Source organism: Paenibacillus sp. SEL1 (genome assembly GCF_054602535.1).
This window is the reverse complement of the sequence record NZ_CM137723.1, coordinates 5,653,028-5,672,995: the sequence shown is the minus strand read 5'-3', so window position 1 is coordinate 5,672,995 and position 19,968 is coordinate 5,653,028. Positions and strand designations below refer to the sequence as shown.

The window sequence follows — 19,968 nt, the reverse complement described above, 5'->3', positions numbered from 1 at the left end:
ATTATATTGGAGGTAAATCATGAGGGAATTTAAAGATAAGATAGCCGTAGTTACAGGAGCTGCCAGTGGGATTGGCCGCGCTATTGCGGACCGGTGTGTAAATGAGGGCATGAAGGTCGTCCTCGCGGACATTGAGGAGGAGGCCCTTCTAAGGGCCGAAAAACAATTGAAAGACATGGGCGCAGAAACGTTATCCGTAGTGACGGATATTTCCAAAGAAGCTGATATACGTGCATTAGCGCAAAAAACGGTTCAGACATTTGGAGCTGTGCATCTTTTGTTCAACAATGCAGGGGTGGACGCCGGCACGGGCTGCTTATTGTGGGAAAATACGGTGGCAGATTGGCAGTGGGTAATAAACGTAAACATATGGGGGATTCTCTTTGCAACTGAAGTTTTTGTTCCTATTATGCTGAAACAGAAAACCGCATGTCATATTGTGAATACAGCATCCATCGCCGGACTATTGTCCGGCCCCGGTAATGGAATATATAGCGCGTCAAAACATGCCGTTTTAAGCTTGTCTGAAACGCTACACCAAGAACTCAGATTGATAGGTTCCAATGTAGGAGTTTCGGTTGTCTGCCCTGGGTTCGTACGTACCCAAATTATGGATGCGGAACGGAACCGACCGACGGAGCTGAGTAAGCAGACCGGACTAGGAAATCTTCCCCCGGAAAGACAAGTCATTAATCAATTGGCCCGCAAGGCTGTCCAGAATGGAATACTTCCAGAGGATGTAGCAAATCAGATGTTTGAGGGAATCAAAAAAGGGCAGCTATATATCATAACAGAGCCGAAATTCAAACCTGCAATAAGACAACATATGGAGAATGTTCTTAACGAAAGCAATCCTACACCTTCCCAAATGCAATTAGTTCGCAATTTACTGTGAAATATTTATTTTAAATGGTTTTATTAGGATTTTATCAATGAGTATGTTGTGGGAGGTTAGAATGGACAGATCTGTGATTTTTATGTTTTCAGGCCAAGGCTCACAATACTACGGCATGGGAAAAGAATTATATAGGTTAAATTCAGTTTTTCGGAAATGGATGACCAAGCTGGATGAGATTCATACGGATATTACAGGCAGGTCCGTATTAAAAATGCTGTACGACGACAACCGTGGGAGGGGGGACGTGTTTGATAGCCTGTTATATACTCACCCTGCGATTTTCATGGTGGAGTATGCCCTCACACAGGTATTACTGGAAAAGGGGATTTATCCTGATTATGTTTTGGGTTCCAGCCTCGGTGAGTTTGCATCTGTTGCTGTGGCTGGCTGTATGAGTTATGAAGATACTCTTCAAAGCCTTGTCAAGCAAGCACAAATGGTAGAAAACTACTGTCCAAAGGGTGGCATGCTGGCCGTAATTGGCGACCTCAGTCTGTATGACCAAATATCCGTATTGAATGCCAACTCAGAGTTAGCATCAATCAACTACGACTCGCATTTTGTCATTTCTGGCAGCTGTGAGGAACTGGAAAAAATTGAACGCTACTTGATAGCTAATGAGATTATATGTCAAAGACTGCCGGTCCAGTTTGCTTTCCACTCTTCCTTAATGGACCCTATAGCCTTGGAATATACAGCGTTTTTAAAGCTTAAAACTCTAAGGAATCCGACCATAAATATGGTCTCATCTATGTACGGAGGCAAGGCGGCATCCCTTGACAACCGTTTTCTTTGGGATGTTGCTAGAAAACCTATCCGTTTTCGGAACGCTTTAAAATGTCTGGGAGACGGGGACGGGATTATCTATATTGACCTTGGCCCCTCAGGCACTCTTGCTAATTTTGTAAAGTACAATTTTGGTAGCAAGAAAATGGCAAGTATTTGTTCTATTCTTTCACCTTTTCAAAACGATATGAAAAATTTGGATCGTCTATTTGAAATATTCGACTAATATGCATTCACTAGCAAAAAGGAGGACACAAATGATCGCATATCTGTTCCCTGGACAAGGGGCTCAAGCCAAAGGCATGGGAGTAGAACTATTTGACGAATTTCAGGAATTGGTTGCAAAAGCGGATGCTATTCTTGGTTATTCTATTAAAAAACTGTGTCTTGAAGATCCTGCCAATCAACTAGGACAAACGGATTTTACCCAACCGGCGCTATTTGTCGTAAACGCTTTGAGTTATCTTAATACATTAAAAGAGACTGGAAGAAAACCCGATTATGTTGCAGGACATAGCCTGGGTGAATACAATGCCTTATTTGCCGCAGAGGCATTTGACTTTGAAACGGGCTTGAAGCTGGTTAAAAAAAGAGGAGAGCTGATGGTCAAGGCTACCGGTGGTGGTATGGCTGCGGTCATAGGCTTGAAGGAGGAAGTATTTAGAGAAGTTATCGAGAAAAATAATTTAAGGGAGATTGATGTTGCCAATTTTAATTCGCCAAGCCAGATTGTCATCTCAGGACCGAAGGGCATGATTGAACGGGCGCAGCCAATTTTTGAGGATGCAGGAGCCACAAACTATGTAATTTTAAATGTAAGCGGAGCATTTCACTCTAGGTATTTGGAAGATGCCAGACAGAGATTTGAGGCCTATGCGTCACAGTTCGAATTCTCAAAATTAAAAATACCAGTCATTTCAAATATCTATGCCAGACCCTACAGGCAGCAAGATGTAAGAAGTACGCTGATCAACCAGATCGTAAGTCCGGTCAAATGGTCGGAAAGTATAAGATATCTAATGGGTAAAAATGTAACCCAATTCATCCAGGTTGGACCTGGAAAAGTCATAACAGGGTTAGTTAATGCAATACAACGAGAAGCAGAACCGCTGATTGTGAGGGAGGATGAAGAACATAGCGAGCAGGTACAGGAAGTAAAGTCGAGGAATAATATATCCGGCCAACGATTTACAGCGGAGTCTCTTGGTCATAGCGAATTCAAACAATATTATGGACTTAAATACGCGTATCTTATGGGTTCGATGTATAAGGGAATATCTTCAAAAGAGATGGTCGTTAAGGCAGGTAAGGCAGGAATGATGGGATTCTTTGGGGCAGGGGGAGTCAAAATTGGGGCCCTTGAAGAAGCTATAAAGTATATTCAGAAAGAATTGAACCAAGGCGAAGCCTATGGAATGAATCTTATTCATGTTCCTGATCACCTGGAAATAGAAAATAACATCGTTGATTTATACATAAAATACGGTGTTAGAACTATTGAAGCCTCTGCGTTTATGAGTATAACGCCTTCTTTGGTAAGGTACAGATTGAAAGGTTTAAAACGAGATGAAAAGGGGATCGTAACACCGCAGAACAGGATTATAGCGAAAGTATCAAGACCCGAGGTTGTGGAGGCATTCTTGAGTCCTTCGCCTCAGAATATCGTAAATAAACTGCTAGAGGAAAATAGGATAAGCCGGGATGAGGCCCGGATGGCGATGGAAATTCCTATGGTAGACGATCTGTGCGTCGAGGCTGATTCAGGCGGGCATACGGATCATGCGGTTGCATATGTACTGGTTCCGTTAATGCTTAAAATGAGGGATGAAGCGTTACTTAAGTATAAATACAATAAAAGTATAAGGGTAGGGGCAGCCGGGGGGATAGGGACTCCACAAGCAGCTGCGGCAGCGTTTATACTGGGTGCGGATTTTATCATGACAGGATCAATCAACCAATGTACGGTTGAAGCAGGGACAAGTGATGATGTAAAAGATTTGCTCCAGCAGTTAAATATACAGGATACAGACTACGCTCCCGCAGGGGATATGTTTGAAATAGGAGCGAAAATTCAGGTTATGAAAAAAGGAGTTTTTTTCCCGGCCAGGGCGAATAAATTATATGATCTTTACCGTAATTATAACTCCATAGATGAAATTGATAGCGGAACCAAAAAATATATTGAAGAAAAGTATTTTAAGAAGAGTATTGAACAAGTATATGAAGATATTAAAGCTTATTACCCGGCTGAGATCATTGAAAAAGCTGAAAGGATTCCTAAACGTAAGATGGCGTTGATATTTAGATGGTACTTTACTTATTCTACACGACTTGCAATGAATGGAGACAAACACAGTAAGGTTGATTATCAAGTACACTGCGGACCAGCCCTTGGCGCTTTTAACCAATGGGTCAAGGGAACAGTCTTTGAGAATTGGAAGAACAGGCATGTTGATGAAATAGGACAAAAAATAATGGTTGAAACTGCGGAATACCTGAATGAAAGGTATAAAGCTTTAACGATAATGTGAGTATAAGTGTGGAGAAAAATAGAAATTATTAAGATAATAAGGGATAAAAGAAAGTGAGGTTTTTCATGCATAGTTATAGGACTCATAACTGTGGAGAACTGGATCAAAAACATGTCGGCGAAGTAGTGAGAATTGCAGGATGGATAAAAAATATGCGTGACCATGGCGGGGTTATTTTTATTGACCTTAGGGACCATTATGGAGTAACGCAGGTTGTTGTTTCTGATAATAACGAATTGAAAGATTTTGTATCAAAGATCAGCAGGGAGTCAACCATTTCTGTTACAGGTACTGTATGTAACAGATCTGAAAATACGATTAGTCCCACTATGAAAACCGGGCATATTGAGTTAGCTGCCAATGAGATAAAAGTTTTAGGGAAGGTAGTGAATCCATTACCTTTTGAAGTAACTTTAGCAAATGAAGCTCGGGAGGATTTAAGATTAAAGTATCGTTTCTTGGATCTGCGGAATGAAAAACTACACAATAATATTATACTTCGTTCTAAAGTAATTCAAAGTATCAGAAGAAAGATGATCGATTTGAATTTTTTAGAGATTCAGACACCTATCCTGACAAGTTCATCTCCAGAAGGCGCCAGAGACTATTTAGTTCCTAGTAGAGTGCATCCAGGTCAATTTTATGCCTTGCCTCAAGCACCTCAACAATTTAAACAATTATTAATGGTTTCGGGCTTTGATAAATATTTTCAAATTGCTCCTTGCTTTAGAGATGAGGATGCAAGGGCAGACAGATCACCAGGCGAGTTTTATCAGCTGGATTTGGAAATGGCTTTCGCAACACAGGAAGATGTCTTTAATGTAGTTGAAAATATGCTATATGAAGTTTTCTCCGAATTTACAAATTTTAAAATCTCAAAGCCTTTTAGCAGGATTCCATATCAAGAAGCCATGCTCAAATACGGGAGCGATAAACCTGATTTAAGAAATCCATTAATTATCCATGATGTTACAGAGCTGTTTACAGAGACTGATTTTAAAGTATTTAAAAATAAAACGATAAGAGTTATTGCTGTTCCTGGTTGTGGAGCACAGCCAAGAAGCTTTTATGACGATATAGTAAACTTTGCTGTTGAGGCTGGAGCGAAAGGCCTATCATGGATTAAGTTCAATGATGATATGTCTCTTAGTGGCTCTATTGCAAAATTCATCTCTGAAGAGGTGAAAACCCAATTAATACATGTTACGCAAGCTAGTTCAGGATATGCACTGTTTTTTGCTGCTGACCAACTTAAAAATGTAGAAAAAATAGCCGGTGCTGTCAGAAATCAATTAGGAAAAAGACTGGATTTGCTGGAAAAGGATATATATAAATTTTGCTGGATAGTTGATTTTCCTATGTTTGAATTGGATCCTGATACTCATAAAATTGGATTTAGCCATAATCCTTTTTCGATGCCACAAGGTGGTATGGATGCGCTGCTGAATATGAATCCTCTTGATATCCTTGCGTACCAATATGATATTGTATGTAATGGGATTGAACTGTCCTCGGGTGCTGTCCGGAATCATGATACGGAGATTATGGTAAAAGCCTTTGAGATTGCAGGTTATACATATGGAGACATCAAGAGTAAATTTCCTGCACTCTTTAATGCTTTTCAATTTGGGCCGCCGCCTCATGCAGGTATAGCACCTGGAATTGATAGGATTGTTATGATCATTGCAAATGAATCGAATATCCGCGAGGTTATTGCTTTTCCAATGAATAGCAAAGCGCAGGATATATTAATGGGAGCACCTTCGGAGGTTACTGAGAAACAATTGAGAGATGTTCATATAAAATTGGTAAATACTCAGCCAGAAACAGAATAAACAGATTCAACAACATACTGAAAGCAAAGGCTCAATCCGGCACGTATTTAAATCTCATTGAGTGTGTTAAAAACTCTCCCTGCTAGATGCAGAGGAGAGTTTTTTTATTTAGCTCAGATTAGGGTTGTTCACGATGACAATCTTTAACGGTACACTGGAAGGTATGCAGGCTTATCGAGTGGAGCTATACCAAAAAGTAGAAATTATAGGAATACAGGAAAATCGAAATAGCTAGAAACGAAAGAATCAGCGTCGCGGTGTATACCTTTCTTAACAATGTAGTTTGGGTAACACTGCATCTTCTTACAGCAAGATAGGCGGCCGATACAAAGGCAAGCCCCAGTACCCAGAAAAAGATAATATTCAAATTGAAATTGGACATAGGCTGATAGGGGTCGCCTATCAATTGGATGCTTGAAGCAATGAGATTGACGATCACAAGCAGACCCAGCAAGGGGATTACGGTTACACTGTCAGGCAAGGGAAGCCGCGAAGTACTCTTCTGCTTTCTTGCGTCCCTGAGCTTCCGCAGCCATCCAATAATACCGAGAATAGACCCAAGCGCAAACCAAATACCACATCCCCCGACCAGAATATAACTGAAAATGGATGTTTGCAGGAAGGATATCGGCAATTGGTCATCAATCACTCCATATGACAACTGCGTCACTTTACCATCGGCATTGGTTAAGAAAAAAAGACGGCTGATATTTAGGCCCGCATGATCATAAGGAGTGCTCCCGGGAGTCACACGTTCAAAAAAATAGGGTTTGGTTTCTACATAATCAACATTAATATTCATGGATGGAATACTCAGAGTGATTCCGCCATTGCCGTTGGCTGTGACCACTTCTTCCGCATTGGATAATACGGGTAGAAGCTTCAATATACCAGATGATACTGCGCGAGCAGAACGGTATTTTCCCGCCACATCCCCGCTATGCTTCAACGTGCTGTCAGCTTGCGGAGTAGCATCGGAACCCCCGACAAACAGGTCAATGAGTTCGCTTCTCGCCCCAGACATTTCATTTTCCACATTAGTCAGAATACTGATCCCAAAGTTTTGATCCGGCACGATAGAGACCAGAGAGGAGAATGAATCTGTATTTCCACCGTGCTCGATAACACGATAATCCCCCGCGAACCGTTCCCAAAAGCCATGGGCATTCCCCGGAAGCTCGGGATAGTGGGTATACGAAGCCTCATGCATTTCTCGCAAGGTTTCATTCTTGTTGAACAGCGAATATTTTAAGGAATGGTCCATGTTCAGATGAGCAAGCATAAAATGAGCCATGTCCTCCGAAGTAATGTTTAACGCACCAGCCGGCACATCATTAAAGAAAACATTCGGTTTTGCCACCCAGTTTCCATCCTTCTTGGAGTAGCCTGTTGCTTTATGTTCGATAACCTCTGGGATAAGATCATACCGTTGTGTAAAGTAAGAATGTTTCATGTCCAGAGGCTCAAATATATGTTTCTGAATATAGGTTTCAAAAGGCATTCCGGATACACGTTCTATAATATAACCGGCCAGGTTGGTCCCATAGTTGGAATAAGCAATCACTGTTCCAGGCTCATAAATCTGTTGAGGCTGATTTCCGGGTGCGATATGCTCCTTGAGAGGCCTAAGATCAGCAGCGTCATGAACCAAAAGTTTTTCCAGGCGCTCCTCAAAACCTGCCGTGTGGCTCATCAGTGATTTCAGGGTAATAGGCTTATCAAAAGAAGGCTTGAGAAAGCCGTCAGGCAAGTATGTGCGGATGTCCGTATTCAAATCCAGCTTTCCTTGCTCAACCAGTTGCATTACTGCCGTCCAGGTGAACAATTTCGATACGGAACCTGCCTCCATATAGGTTGTTTCCGTACTCATGGGTGTTTGTTTCTCGATGTTTGCGTATCCGTAACCTTTTGAAAAAACAATTTTTCCGTCCTTTACTATGGAAACCGCAGCACCAGGAATCGCTGTTCCTATATATTTTTTCATAATTTGATCTGTTCTGTTTTCGATTTCGGAAATCGGAATTCCAGAGGGAGTGGTTGGAACGGACCCAGAAGCATATGCCTGGACCGGGATAAATGCCATCAATGCCAACAGGAACAAAGAGGCAAATCGTTTTTTTAATTTCATATCAAGTCTCCTTTTTGCTGCGCTTGAATCTTTAAGAGCAGTCTGTTTTTTGGAACATTTTTAGTGTAGCAGTCAAGTCTTTCTTATTTCTCTCCTGTTCCTTACTTTTTTCTTTCTCAAATGAAGCTTCAACTCTCAAATGATTTACCGAAAAAAAGCTATATTTACGTTGGTACAGCTTTATATGTATGTTGACAACCTATAAAATAAAGACAAGAAGAATCCTCATAGTTGAAAAAAATAGGAGATGACAATAAATGAAAGCCTGTGAACCTCTGACTATTTCATCTGAAAGCGGATACAATCTTCAAACTGATGAAAGTGTGCCCATTGCCCACGCTTGGAACATGATTGCGCGAGATCATAAGCAAGTGTTTGGCCGCGAACCATTGCTAACAGAAGTAGAGCCCTCGATCATTATCCGTTATGCGCAGGAAGGAGATAGCTGTCCGCATTGGCCAGAGGGCTATTGTCTGCGTTTTGTTGCTGGTAGCAAGGGAACGGTACTCCATATTATTGGCCGTGATGAATTAGGAATTATTTATGGACTGCTTCATTACAGCCGTTTCGCTCTGGGTGTGGAGCCGTTCTGGTTCTGGGCGGAGATTCTACCGCCTAAGCGGGATACCATAGTAATGCCGAGTCAGAATGTTGACAGTATACCGTCCAAGGTTCGATATCGGGGATGGTTTGTCAATGATGAGGTATGCTTGATTGGCTGGAAGGATAATTATCCACCGACGGAGCAGGTGTGGCAGCCCGTTTTTGAAGCGTTACTGCGCTGTGGTGGAAATATGGTGATTCCCGGAACCGATTTACCACGCACAGGTATCCATCATAAGCTTGCAGCAGACATGGGCTTATGGATCACACATCATCATGCTGAACCGTTGGGGGCGGAGATGTTTTTGCGCGCCTTTCCGGGTAAACAAGCTAGCTACAGGGAGCATCCCGAGTTGTTTGAACAGCTGTGGCAGGAAGCGATTGAACGGCAAAAGGAAGAGAAGATTGTATGGGTATTATCTTTTCGCGGGCAGGGTGACAAGCCTTTTTGGGAAGATGATCCTTCCTTTAATACGCCGGACAAACGTGGACAATTAATCTCATATGTGGTTCGCAAGCAGTACCATATGATCTGTGAATTTGTGGAGCATCCCGTGTGCTGCATGGCGATGTATGGTGAGATTGCCGAGTTATACAAGCAGGGGCATATTGAAGTACCCGAAGGGGTGATCAAAATATGGGCGGACAATGGTTACGGTAAAATGGTATCTCGACGCCATGGGAATCTTAATTATCGTGTACCAGCATTGCCTGAGGCGCAGGATGGGGGCAAGAATGGAGTATATTACCATGTGACCTTCCACGACTTGCAAGCGTCAAACCATCTTACCCAATTTCCCTCCTCAGCCAGCTTGATTGTAGAGGAATTAACAGCAGCGTTTACTTCAGGGGCGGACGAGTACCTGCTGGTCAATTCAGGTAATATTTTGCCACATGTATATACGCTGGATTTAGTAGCAAATTTATGGACAAAGGGTGAAGTGGATGCTGAAGATCAGCTTACTGATTTTATCGGACGGCTGTACAGTAGTCAGCATCAAGAGATTTCCGATTTATACCGGGATTATTCCCGTTGTACGATCGTTTATGGCCCGCATAAGGATGATCGGGCAGGGGAGGAATTCTATCACCATCCGGCTCGGCAAATTATGGGGTATTGGCTACAAGGCAAGGAAAGCCGTGATGAACGGCTGTACTGGGCTACTGGAAAAAGGCCTTTTCCTGAACAGGTACGCTGGTTCAAGGAAAAAGCCGAGTCGGCAATCCCGGACTGGGTTGAACTGCGAGAGCGGTGTCTACGAATCATGAAGCAGTTGTCAGAAGATGAATGTCGAAGGCTGTATAATCAACTGCTTGTGCAGATTGAACTGCATCTAAGTGGCTCACGTGGACTGGCAAGCTTGTGTAGCGCTTATGGGCTGTTCCTTGAAAAAGATTATCCACGAGCATTTATACAAGCTTCTCATGCCGTTTGGAGCTACCGAATGGGTAAAGAAGCTTTATCGCTCGCAGGAACTGGAAGATGGGAGCATTTCTACCGGGCAGATTGGTTAACCAATCTAGATAACACTATTTCTCATGCGGACACTGTGCGGAGATTTCTTCGTCTTCAGGGAGACAGTCCGGATATGTTCCTGTGGTCCAAACAATATTTGATGCCAGAAACTGAGAAATATATCTACCTAGAGAATACGCATCGCAAGCCCCTTCCCGATGATGAGTTGGCACGCAGTCTGGAGAAGGTATTATATTAAAAAGGAAGGCATGTAGCATAAGAAGCAACAGCGTCTGCCTGCAACCTTTCCAGCTTATACTACGTCAATGAAGTTGTTAATGGCCAAGCGGCCTAATTCAACTACAAGGTGGAACTTAACATGAGTATGAGAAAAAGTGCATTCGCAGCCATTACAACCGTAGCCATTTTGTCCTTCTCCTTTGGAAGTCAATTGTCTGCGGCAGACAGTCAATTCAAGGATTTGAACAACGTAAGCGGCAAAGAAAAAATCATATCCCTTAAAGATCAGGGTCTACTCAAAGGTGTCTCTGACACGCAGTTTCTCCCGTCATCTAAAGTGACCGCTGCCCAAGGCATTCAGTTGATCTCCGGCGGACTCCAGCTCAGTTTGGCCGCGATTGATTTTAATAAGGCGCCACAGGCCAGCGGACTGTTTACCCATGTTAAGGATACTGCATGGTATGCCGAAGCCTTTATCAACGCGCATTATAATGGCGTAGAGATTCCAAAGGATATTGATCCTGCCAAAGCTCTGACTAAGGAAGAGTTCACCTACATGCTGATTCAGGGCATGGAAAAAGCAGGCGCTCTTCCGATGATTAAAATTGCACCTGCGAATATTGCGGATGACAGCGAACTGGAGCCTTCTTACCAAGGTAGCATTCAACGCTCGCTAGTCTACAAGGTCAATACCTTGGATGCAAATGAAAAGTTTCATCCAAAAAAAGAGATTACACGTGCCGAAGCTGCTGTTATGTTATATAATGCATTGGAATACCTGAATGCTCATACAAAATCGTAATAAATACAGCAATAAAGAGCTTTTCTTCTGAGGGAATTAAGCTTTCAGTTACTTGACATCATTATCGTTAATGTTATAATAAGGAAATCGAATTTAGACCTGCGGTAGCTGATTACCGTAAGGATATTTTCCTGGTCCTTCGGCATATAACACAGGTAACGAATAAATAAGCTGGCTCCGGATGAGGAGTTCAGCTTATTTTTTTGGATCAAAAAGCTTACCGTTTTCACAGATCTACATATTGAGAGGAGACAGGGGCATGTTTGGGAATGACTGGGATGATGTACTACGAGAAGAGGTCGAAAAGCCATACTTTAATGAATTAAGGTATACGTTAGCCCGAGAGTACAAGTTACATAAGGTATATCCTCCAAAAGAAGACTTGTTTTCCGCACTTAAATTAACGCCATTTCATCTGACCAAAGCGGTTATATTGGGACAGGATCCATATCATGGAGAGGGACAAGCTCACGGTTTGAGCTTTTCTGTTAGACCTGGTGTGCGAACACCGCCATCTCTACTAAATATATATAAGGAGCTTCGCGATGATATCGGTACTCCCATTCCGAATCAGGGATACCTCGTTCCTTGGGCTGAGCAAGGTGTGCTGCTGCTAAACAACGTGTTAACCGTGCGTGAAGGACAACCGCAATCTCACCAGGGAATAGGTTGGGAACGTTTCACGGATGCTGTCATTGAAGCGATTAATGAGCGCGAGCAGCCAGCAGTGTTTATTTTGTGGGGGAGCCATGCTCAGAAAAAAGCAAGCTTCGTGAATACCAGCAAGCATTTGGTGCTGAAATCCGTTCATCCGAGTCCATTGGCGGCTCACAGAGGCTTTTTTGGCAGCAAGCCTTTTTCGCGTACCAATGCATTTTTGCAGGAGCATGGAATGGAGCCGATTCGGTGGGAGATTCCTAACCGCTAGCACTGGAGGTGAGGACATGCGTCAATGGAAGGGACGTCAGGTCATTTTATATCACGGCAACAACGATCATACCCAGAAGGTGCGCGGCACGCTTGAAAAATGGGATGATATACGAAAGTGCGTTATTTTAGGCCCGAAAATGCTGGCTATTCCTTTTGAAAATATTACATATATTACCATGCTACCTCCGGGGCGTGAGCGTAGAAGCCGCCATCCGGCGAAGCTCAACGCTATCGGTTATGTAATGAGTGTTCCGTTACAGTTTGATAATGCCATTCATTTTCAGTCGGCGGTGACGATTTGGAGAGAAGATCAGCTGATTGCTTATAATGTAAAGCTGGTTAGTCACTCGGCACACAATGTAATCCTTGAAGATGGACAAACCTTATCTAAAGAAGAGCATTTGTTTGTGGTAAGGTCACTGCGTGGAGAACTTTAACTGTAATTATTCACCTTTTTTTGATGAAGGGTTCAATTTAGTCAGCTGCTAACCGATAAAAGTAATGGGATTGTTAATTATATCCTATTTTATAGAGATGAAACTAAGGGAGAGAAACGAATGGAGCGTATGAAACGTATGAGCAAACGGAGTACCTTCTTACTTGCTTTGCTGATGTTTGTATTTGCAGCATGGCCAGCGGGTTTGATCCGGGCTGAGGAGAGCACGACCTCCACGGTACAGTGGGACAGTCAAAATCCGACTACATTGAATCTGGGTGGAAGCCCCGCTCAATTAAAAGTGTGGTCATTGACTGAAAAGGGCAAAGAAGATGTTACCCAAAAGGCAGAATGGATCTCTGGGGATTCAAGCATTTTAAAGGTTGATAAGGGGCTCATTACTCCTGTGTCAAAAGGGCAGATTAAGATTGTTGCCACATATGAGAAGCAAACGGTAAGTACAACGATTACAGTAAAATCGCCTTACAGCAAGCTGCAATTAAATCCGTCTAGTCCCATTAATTTGACGATTGGCGGAGAATCAAAGCAATTGACTGCTCAAGGTGTACTTACTGGAGGTGGGACGGAAAATGTATCCGGTGTCGAATGGACTTCTTCGAATGCGGCTGTTGCTACCGTTGAAGATGGTCTTGTTCGTCCACTTGCCAAAGGCGTGACTTACATTAAGGCAAGCAAAGATGAACTTAAAGCACAAACGATTGTGTATGTGCGTTCTTCTTCTCAGGCGTTAGTATTGAGTGCAACTGGGGCCAAATCGGTCTTTCTGGGTAGCTCCCCAATTCAGGTTAGTGCAACCGATGTTAACCTGACTGGCGGCAAAACAGATGTAACCAACACGGCAGAATGGACTTCCTCTAATCCGCTGGTTGCCACAGTCGAGCAAGGTAAAATCACACCAATGGATGCAGGCAATTCGACGATTACAGCGTCCTATCACGGTTTGAGCAAGACTCTGAAGATTAATGTACTTCCAACGGTTGAAAAACTGGTTTCGAGCAAAGCCAGTCTGACTCTCGAAACAGGAGGCAAAACTTCTCTTCCGAGTATATCTGCTTATTTGGTCAATGGGGCGAAAAAAGCAGTTCAATCCGATGTAAAATGGAGCTTAAGCAGTGAAAGTGCAGTTAAAATAGCAAATGGTAAGCTAGTTGCAGTGAACCCAGGCAGTGCAACATTGACAGCAACGGTAGGTGCACTCAAACTTGATATTCCAGTGACTGTGCAATACAAAGTACTTAAACTAACCGCTTCAGAGAAAAAATACGTATTGGTTGCAGGCCAAGAAGCAAATATTCCGACAGTAAAAGCACACATGGCTGGTGGCGGAATACTTGATGTTACCAATCAGGTAAGCTGGGTAGGTACAACAGCCGCAGTTACAGTAGCAAATGGTAAAGTAAAAGCGGTGAATGGCGGTAACTCTGGAATCAAGGCTATGTATATGAACAAATATGTGAAAGTACCTGTCATTGTGGAAGGAGCCATTTCTACATTGACACCAAGCTTTTCGAGTGCTGATATGAATTTGAAAGGAAGTAAGTCCATCAAAGTCATCGGTATATATACGGAAGGTAAAAAAGCTACGCTGAGCAGTAAAGTGAAATGGACAACATCGAATGCTTCCGTAGCGATCGTAAAAGGCTCTTCCATTAAAGCCGTTGGAATTGGAAACGCAACGATTACGGGCACATATCAGGATAAGTCGTTTAACGTTGAGATCAAGGTCACACCTAAGCTGCTCAAACTGGTATTGAGCAATAAAAACCTGAAGCTACCTAAAGGTTCCTCTCAAGTGCTTAGTGTGAATGCAGTTTATGATTCAGGTGCAACTACCGATGTGACAAGCTCAGCGGTATGGACATCTTCCAAACCGTCGATCGTACAGGTTACTGGCGGTCAGGTGAAGGCGATTGATACCGGAAGTTCCAGTATCAAAGTAGTTTATGGTGGTAAGACTGTAGCGACATCGGCTAGAGTGTTAAAATAGTCTACGCATATTGCCACATCCACTTATATAAAATAACCCCCGGTCCAAAGACCGGGGGTTATTTTCAGCTTATTCTACGCCGTCCTGATAATGATTTTTCCAGTGCTTATCGCCTTTGTGTGCGAAGTCTTCAACTGTCTTTTCCAAAGTAGCTACCAGTTGGGCTTTAATCTCAGAAATTGTGTCTCGGAACAGTCTTTCTTCTGTACCATTGATTTTTTCACCATATAGAGCCTGAGCGGCTACAAATTGACGATGTTGCTCCACAAAACTGTCAATCGAATGCAATGCATGCTCCACGTATTGGGAAATGCTATGATGCTCGTTAGGCAGTTGCAATTTTAATTCATGAACTCTGTTTAATAATGCCATGATGATCACCTCGTGCGTTTTGTTATGTCAATAATTATACATCATTTTCGGAAAATTTTCATTAAATTTTGATTAAAATGTGACTTTTATTATGTCATGATTGCATTTTCACTGGTGATCAGGCATAATTTTCGGAATTATTTCGTTATTCCCTTTGTGTCGTGATTTTAAAATTTAATATATATGATACGAAGATGATATAAGAGCAAGCTGCGACAGCTGTCTTTCTGACATGTTATAATGGGGAAAAAGCCCAGTCGGAAAGGTTGTCAGTAAGGTATGAAGCTTTTTAAAGGTTTATTTTGGGGGATTCTGATCAGTCTTCTCCTGTGGTGTGCTTTGTTCGGGCTTGTCCACTGGATGTCTCATTAAGTCGCTCCCTGTATCTTATACAATAACTCTTGCGACCGTATCCACGTCATTAACGGAAATCGTATATACGTGTTCGTCATCGTAGAGCTTGAATTGCTGAGTTTCTTGGTCAGATAGGAGCTTAGGCCAGCCAATTAAGGTACTTCCATTCAGTAACCGGACTACAACGGCTTGCATTTGGCTCACGGCCAGTTTGATCTCATCGTTCATTCGTACAACCTCCTCTCTATACTATTTGTCGTCGAATATTCAACCTTTTTTTATAGTCAGTAAGGGGTTACAAAAAATAAAATCCGGGGATTACCTTAGTTGAAGGTATCTACTGGAATAGCTTGAAGGGAAGAGGGAAATTGAAGAAAAAATTGCTAAGTTTTATAGCTTTAGTGCTGTTAGCTGCGGGCGCGTACTGGTTTGAAGGAGGCAATCTTCTTACGAAAATGACAGGAGAAAACCCGCCTTCATCGGCTCAGGTTACGCTGCAATTCCCGTCAGGTCGTTACCCTGAAACGGCGCAGCATATTAAGGAAGCCATTCAGGCGGGAAAATCACCGGTATGCACAATTGACCGTGAAGGAGCCGAGCAAAATCGCAAGCATTCGCTTGCAGGTGTTCCCACTCGTAAAGGATACGATCGTGACGAATGGCCGATGGCTATGTGCTCAGAAGGTGGCAAAGGTGCAAATATCAAATACATAGCCCCTAAGGATAATCGTGGGGCAGGATCATGGGTCAGTCACCAATTGGATGAGTATGAGGATGGAACTCGTGTGAAATTTGTTGTGAAATAGTGCTATTACTTTTTATTACCTTGGGCTGTTTCCTGTCTGGCCTTAATCAACGCCAGAAAATCAAAAAAATCACCTAGTGTATTGAAGCCGGCACCTAAAATGGCCAAGTCTTCAGCGGATAGTTGGTCAAACCATTCCATTTGCTTAGCATCAAACATATTATCACCGCCAACCATTGATAATGTATAGTATGTACTGACGGCAACGAAGGTCAGGGCTCTGGCATACCATTTAAGTATGCCTGTTTTTTGTGCAGAGGATGTGTAGAACGCATGTTTAAATTTAATTTTTATACTAAAATCGTCTCCATCGTTATCGTATTGCTCATACCTGTGCTGATCCTATATGTCTATTCTAATCAGACAACGACAGGTGTATTACGTGAGGAGCTGAATCAATCTAATTATAACCAGCTGACTTTTTTTCAAAACCAGGTGAATACGAATATTGAAATGATTTCCTCCTGGCCGCATCTGCTGATTCATGATCCCGATGTAGCCAGTTTTCAAGCGATTTTTTTGAAGGACAAGGTTCTCAATTTGGATGGAATTAACCTGGTCAAACGGATTCAAACCAAGCTTGGGCTTCAGGAAAGCTCTTCTAATTGGAGAACAGGGCTGAGTATCTATTCTCCTTCGCTTGGACGAGTTGTATCGGAGAATGGAGCAGGTTTATATGACCAGAAAAAACTAAATCAGCTGATAAAAGACGGCTGGCAGGTATCCAAAAAAAGATCATACGGGAAAGACCAATTTATATTTTCATTGTATACATTATCCCCGTTTTCTTCGCTTGGTAATCCAGAAACCGCTAACACGATTATTAAAGTTGAATTTGACAGCAGTAATATTCAGGATATGCTTGACCGCTTCAAAGGTGATGGTCGAAAGGAGCCTTTTTATTATAAAAAAGGCGTAGGAGCGATCTATAATCGTACTGCCAATGAAGAGCTGTCTGGACAGCTGATTTCAAAATTAGAAAAAATGGGGCTCCATGAAGTTGATAATCTGACTGTGAAAATTGGAGAAGAAAGCTACCTGGTTCATGCCGTTCTTTCGCAAACGACGGGGTGGTATTTGATTGATTATATGCCTTTGTCCGATATGATGTCTCCGATTTACTCATCGAATCGCCTGTTTTATATAACTGTTGTTGGCTCGCTGCTGGTAGGCTTGATTGGCGCTTACTTGCTTCATTCACAGGTACAAGTGCCGATTCTTCAGCTTGTGCGGGCATTTCGGAGACTAAAGGATGGAGACTATGCTGTTCGATTAAGTCTAAGGGGGAGTCACGAGTTTGCTTTCCTGTCTAGTCAATTTAATCTGATGGTCGAACAGATTCAGGAGCTGTTTGAGAAGGTGTATGTTGAGCAGCTACATGTCAAGGAAGCGCGACTAAAGCAGCTCCAGTCACAAATCAATCCGCATTTTTTTTATAATTGTTTTTCGTTTATTACAAGTATGGCGAAGTTGCGCAATCATGAGGCGGTCGTGGCCATGGCCCATAATTTATCCAGGTATTATCGATATACAACCAGACAGGAGCGGGATTTGGTTCCATTGTCAGAGGAAGTCGAATTTGTTCAATATTATTTGAACATACAGCAGATGCGTATGCCAAGGCTAACGTTCTTAATTCAGGTTTCTTCACAGGCTAGCAGTCTGCTGATTCCGCCGCTTGTAGTGCAGCCACTGGTGGAAAATGCGGTGCTGCATGGGATAGAGCCTCAAGCGGAGGATGGTGTAATCCATATTTTAACCGAGCGTGTTGGCTCGTATATGTACCTGATTGTGGATGATAACGGACTCGGTTTGAGTAGAGAGGCTATAACTGCCCTGACATCAACGCTTGACAAGCCAGTGGAAGAGGAACATGGATATGGTCTATGGAATGTGCATCAACGCATGCGATTACATTTTGGGGAAGATGCAGGACTGGAATTCTCTTTGTCTCCATTGGGAGGATTGCGTGCAGTTTTAAAATGGTCGATCTCAACAGAAGGAGAGCATGCGAATGGTTTAATTGAGCCTTCGCCAAATTCGAATATAGTTAAAACGGAGGGACCAGATGGTTCAGATATTACTAGTAGATGATGAGAGTTATGTAACAGAAAGTCTGGCAGCTACCATCCCGTGGGAGACGCTAGGCATCGAGAGGGTTCATCAAGCGGCTTCCGCATTAGCAGCAGTGGATGTGCTGGAAGCGTACGATATTGATATTCTGGTTACGGATATTCGTATGCCTGGTATGACGGGACTGGAGTTGATTGTTGAAGTAAACGAGCGATGGCCACATATCCGGAGTTTGTTACTGACAGGCTATGCCGATTTTGAATATGCTAAAAAAGCGCTTCAGCTTAAGGCTTTTGATTACATTTTAAAGCCGGTGGATGATGAAGAGTTTATCAAATGTGTGTCAGCCGCCATGGATTCGCTAAAGGAAGAATGGGAAGCATTTGACAAGGTTCATCAATTACAATATAGCCGCAGAAACGATTTTGGTGTACTGCGGACCCATTTGATGCATGATTTGCTACTCGGGCGTGATTTACCAGTACCCAAAATAGAGAGCAAAATGTCCGAGTACGAAATCAAGCTACGCACGGGACATCCTGCCAGTATGCTGCTTATTCAGCTAGGAAAGCATTTTTCTGATATGGACTATCATTCAGTCTCCTTAATTGAGTATGCGATTGGAAATATTGCCGAAGAAGTGTTCGCACCTGATTTTCACGTTTGGCATTGCAAAGCGCCGCATGACTGCTTAATTGTATTAATAGAAGGGAATTGCAATTCATTTCCTGAACGGAGCGCGGATGAGCAGAATCGTTTTTTGAGTGCGGCGATTGAGACCTTTCGAAAAAATGTGAGCAATTACTTGAAAGGAGAAATTTACGTTGCATTAACTGGATGGTTTAATTTTCCAGAGGAGCTACCTAAGCAATATCAGACAGCAATTAGATCCTTATACTGGAACCATCAGGAGGAGACGGATACACTGCTATTCATAGAAGAACAGACAGAACAGCCACACAGTTCAGTTAAGTCACTGGAGGGGCTTTATATGCACCCTACGCTTACTCATCTGCTTGAATCCAGGCAATGGGATGAGGCCGAAGCGAAAGTGAGCCGTGTATTTGGAAAAATGGAAGAGGTAGGATATACACGCGAGCATTTATATGAGCTGTTTATTTCGGTGACGAGCGCCTTTATGTATACAGCGCACAAACAAGGACGTTTCATTACACAGATGGATCAAGTAGGCTTCGATCCGTTACATGCGCAGAAAATGGTTCATTCGTTCCCCAACCTCAAAGAGTGGATATTTTCCATGATGAACAAACTTAAATCTGAATGGTCCGCAAGCGAGCAAAGCGCTAAAAGCTATGTGGTCAAGCAGGTTCAGGAGCTCATCTCCCAGGATAAAGGCCAGGAGCTGTCTGTTAAGACGATTGCTGATCAGGTTTATCTTCATCCAGTCTATCTGTCTAAAATTTATAAAGCTGAAACCGGAGAAGGTCTGGGTGACTATATTATCCGAATGAGAATGGAGCGGGCTCTTTATTTGCTCAAATATTCCAACAAAAAAATATACGAAATTACGACAGAACTAGGCTACCAGAATCCCCAATATTTCAGTAAGATGTTCAAAAAGCATTACGGAATGACTCCGCATGAATTTCGGGACCAGTAAAGATGGGACCAGTAAGGACGAAACCAGCAAAGATCAGTTGGGAAAGGTGCAGAAATATTTATTTTGTGACATAGGCTGTGAAGAAAAGCC

At 42.7% G+C, this 19,968-nt stretch carries 16 protein-coding genes; 12 read left to right on the top strand and 4 right to left on the bottom strand.

The window, feature by feature from the left end; genetic code table 11:
- Positions 1–19: 19 nt before the first annotated feature.
- The 4 genes from ACYCSE_RS25990 (at position 20) to aspS (ending at position 6,050) form a co-directional block, all read left to right on the top strand.
- A complete protein-coding gene (locus tag ACYCSE_RS25990; protein ID WP_061828465.1) occupies positions 20–895 on the top strand; it encodes an SDR family NAD(P)-dependent oxidoreductase in 876 nt (291 codons plus the stop codon).
- 61 nt (positions 896–956) lie between these two features.
- Positions 957–1,910, top strand: coding sequence for an acyltransferase domain-containing protein (locus ACYCSE_RS25985; RefSeq protein ID WP_336078351.1), 954 nt, complete (start codon positions 957–959; stop codon positions 1,908–1,910).
- Between the two features lie 31 nt (positions 1,911–1,941).
- Positions 1,942–4,215, top strand: a complete 2,274-nt coding sequence (gene fabD, locus ACYCSE_RS25980; protein WP_459700642.1) for an ACP S-malonyltransferase — start codon at positions 1,942–1,944, stop codon at positions 4,213–4,215.
- Between the two features lie 65 nt (positions 4,216–4,280).
- Entirely contained in the window at positions 4,281–6,050 is a 1,770-nt protein-coding gene (gene aspS / locus ACYCSE_RS25975) for an aspartate--tRNA ligase (RefSeq protein ID WP_250262055.1), read from the top strand.
- Between the two features lie 184 nt (positions 6,051–6,234).
- Here aspS and ACYCSE_RS25970 read toward each other — a convergent pair whose 3' ends face one another.
- Complete coding sequence (locus ACYCSE_RS25970; RefSeq protein WP_250261002.1) at positions 6,235–8,178, bottom strand: serine hydrolase domain-containing protein; 1,944 nt, start codon at positions 8,176–8,178, stop codon at positions 6,235–6,237.
- Positions 8,179–8,435: 257 nt separating this feature from the next.
- Here ACYCSE_RS25970 and ACYCSE_RS25965 point away from each other — a divergent pair, with 257 nt between their 5' ends.
- The 5 genes from ACYCSE_RS25965 (at position 8,436) to ACYCSE_RS25945 (ending at position 14,653) form a co-directional block, all read left to right on the top strand.
- A complete protein-coding gene (locus tag ACYCSE_RS25965; protein WP_459700640.1) occupies positions 8,436–10,496 on the top strand; it encodes a glycosyl hydrolase 115 family protein in 2,061 nt (686 codons plus the stop codon).
- 120 nt (positions 10,497–10,616) lie between these two features.
- On the top strand, positions 10,617–11,279 hold the full coding sequence (locus ACYCSE_RS25960; RefSeq protein WP_459700638.1) for an S-layer homology domain-containing protein: 663 nt from the start codon (positions 10,617–10,619) through the stop codon (positions 11,277–11,279).
- Between the two features lie 259 nt (positions 11,280–11,538).
- The gene (locus tag ACYCSE_RS25955) at positions 11,539–12,207 is read left to right on the top strand and encodes a uracil-DNA glycosylase (protein ID WP_013310967.1); all 669 of its coding nucleotides are present in this window, start codon (positions 11,539–11,541) and stop codon (positions 12,205–12,207) included.
- A 16-nt stretch (positions 12,208–12,223) separates the two neighbouring features.
- Positions 12,224–12,646: a hypothetical protein gene (locus ACYCSE_RS25950; protein ID WP_061828460.1), complete on the top strand. Its 423-nt coding sequence runs from the start codon at positions 12,224–12,226 to the stop codon at positions 12,644–12,646.
- Positions 12,647–12,766: 120 nt separating this feature from the next.
- A complete protein-coding gene (locus ACYCSE_RS25945; RefSeq protein ID WP_459700635.1) occupies positions 12,767–14,653 on the top strand; it encodes an Ig-like domain-containing protein in 1,887 nt (628 codons plus the stop codon).
- A 69-nt stretch (positions 14,654–14,722) separates the two neighbouring features.
- Here ACYCSE_RS25945 and ACYCSE_RS25940 read toward each other — a convergent pair whose 3' ends face one another.
- A complete protein-coding gene (locus ACYCSE_RS25940) occupies positions 14,723–15,025 on the bottom strand; it encodes a hypothetical protein (RefSeq protein WP_061828458.1) in 303 nt (100 codons plus the stop codon).
- A 387-nt stretch (positions 15,026–15,412) separates the two neighbouring features.
- Positions 15,413–15,607, bottom strand: a complete 195-nt coding sequence (locus tag ACYCSE_RS25935) for a hypothetical protein (protein WP_061828457.1) — start codon at positions 15,605–15,607, stop codon at positions 15,413–15,415.
- Between the two features lie 140 nt (positions 15,608–15,747).
- On the opposite strand from ACYCSE_RS25935, the gene ACYCSE_RS25930 reads away from it, so the two are divergent.
- Positions 15,748–16,185 carry a NucA/NucB deoxyribonuclease domain-containing protein gene (locus ACYCSE_RS25930; protein ID WP_302057298.1) on the top strand — a complete coding sequence of 146 codons (438 nt, stop codon included), beginning with the start codon at positions 15,748–15,750 and terminating at the stop codon, positions 16,183–16,185.
- A 5-nt stretch (positions 16,186–16,190) separates the two neighbouring features.
- Here ACYCSE_RS25930 and ACYCSE_RS25925 read toward each other — a convergent pair whose 3' ends face one another.
- The gene (locus tag ACYCSE_RS25925; protein WP_172828254.1) at positions 16,191–16,343 is read right to left on the bottom strand and encodes a hypothetical protein; all 153 of its coding nucleotides are present in this window, start codon (positions 16,341–16,343) and stop codon (positions 16,191–16,193) included.
- Between the two features lie 114 nt (positions 16,344–16,457).
- Here ACYCSE_RS25925 and ACYCSE_RS25920 point away from each other — a divergent pair, with 114 nt between their 5' ends.
- A complete protein-coding gene (locus tag ACYCSE_RS25920; protein ID WP_459700631.1) occupies positions 16,458–18,278 on the top strand; it encodes a sensor histidine kinase in 1,821 nt (606 codons plus the stop codon).
- Positions 18,253–19,878, top strand: a complete 1,626-nt coding sequence (locus ACYCSE_RS25915) for a response regulator transcription factor (RefSeq protein WP_459700629.1) — start codon at positions 18,253–18,255, stop codon at positions 19,876–19,878. Before ACYCSE_RS25920 ends, ACYCSE_RS25915 begins: the two co-directional genes overlap by 26 nt.
- The last annotated feature ends 90 nt before the right edge of the window (positions 19,879–19,968 follow it).

Excerpts from the sequence above, each read along its gene's own strand:
- fabD (WP_459700642.1), top strand. The coding sequence starts at position 1,942 with ATGATCGCATATCTGTTCCCTGGACAAGGGGCTCAAGCCAAAGGCATG.
- ACYCSE_RS25950 (WP_061828460.1), top strand. The coding sequence starts at position 12,224 with ATGCGTCAATGGAAGGGACGTCAGGTCATTTTATATCACGGCAACAAC.
- aspS (WP_250262055.1), top strand. The coding sequence starts at position 4,281 with ATGCATAGTTATAGGACTCATAACTGTGGAGAACTGGATCAAAAACAT.
- ACYCSE_RS25920 (WP_459700631.1), top strand. The coding sequence starts at position 16,458 with ATGTTTAAATTTAATTTTTATACTAAAATCGTCTCCATCGTTATCGTA.
- ACYCSE_RS25955 (WP_013310967.1), top strand. The coding sequence starts at position 11,539 with ATGTTTGGGAATGACTGGGATGATGTACTACGAGAAGAGGTCGAAAAG.
- ACYCSE_RS25960 (WP_459700638.1), top strand. The coding sequence starts at position 10,617 with ATGAGTATGAGAAAAAGTGCATTCGCAGCCATTACAACCGTAGCCATT.
- ACYCSE_RS25925 (WP_172828254.1), bottom strand. The coding sequence starts at position 16,343 with ATGTTTGATGCTAAGCAAATGGAATGGTTTGACCAACTATCCGCTGAA.
- ACYCSE_RS25935 (WP_061828457.1), bottom strand. The coding sequence starts at position 15,607 with ATGAACGATGAGATCAAACTGGCCGTGAGCCAAATGCAAGCCGTTGTA.
- ACYCSE_RS25915 (WP_459700629.1), top strand. The coding sequence starts at position 18,253 with ATGGTTCAGATATTACTAGTAGATGATGAGAGTTATGTAACAGAAAGT.
- ACYCSE_RS25990 (WP_061828465.1), top strand. The coding sequence starts at position 20 with ATGAGGGAATTTAAAGATAAGATAGCCGTAGTTACAGGAGCTGCCAGT.
- ACYCSE_RS25945 (WP_459700635.1), top strand. The coding sequence starts at position 12,767 with ATGGAGCGTATGAAACGTATGAGCAAACGGAGTACCTTCTTACTTGCT.
- ACYCSE_RS25970 (WP_250261002.1), bottom strand. The coding sequence starts at position 8,178 with ATGAAATTAAAAAAACGATTTGCCTCTTTGTTCCTGTTGGCATTGATG.
- ACYCSE_RS25940 (WP_061828458.1), bottom strand. The coding sequence starts at position 15,025 with ATGGCATTATTAAACAGAGTTCATGAATTAAAATTGCAACTGCCTAAC.
- ACYCSE_RS25985 (WP_336078351.1), top strand. The coding sequence starts at position 957 with ATGGACAGATCTGTGATTTTTATGTTTTCAGGCCAAGGCTCACAATAC.
- ACYCSE_RS25965 (WP_459700640.1), top strand. The coding sequence starts at position 8,436 with ATGAAAGCCTGTGAACCTCTGACTATTTCATCTGAAAGCGGATACAAT.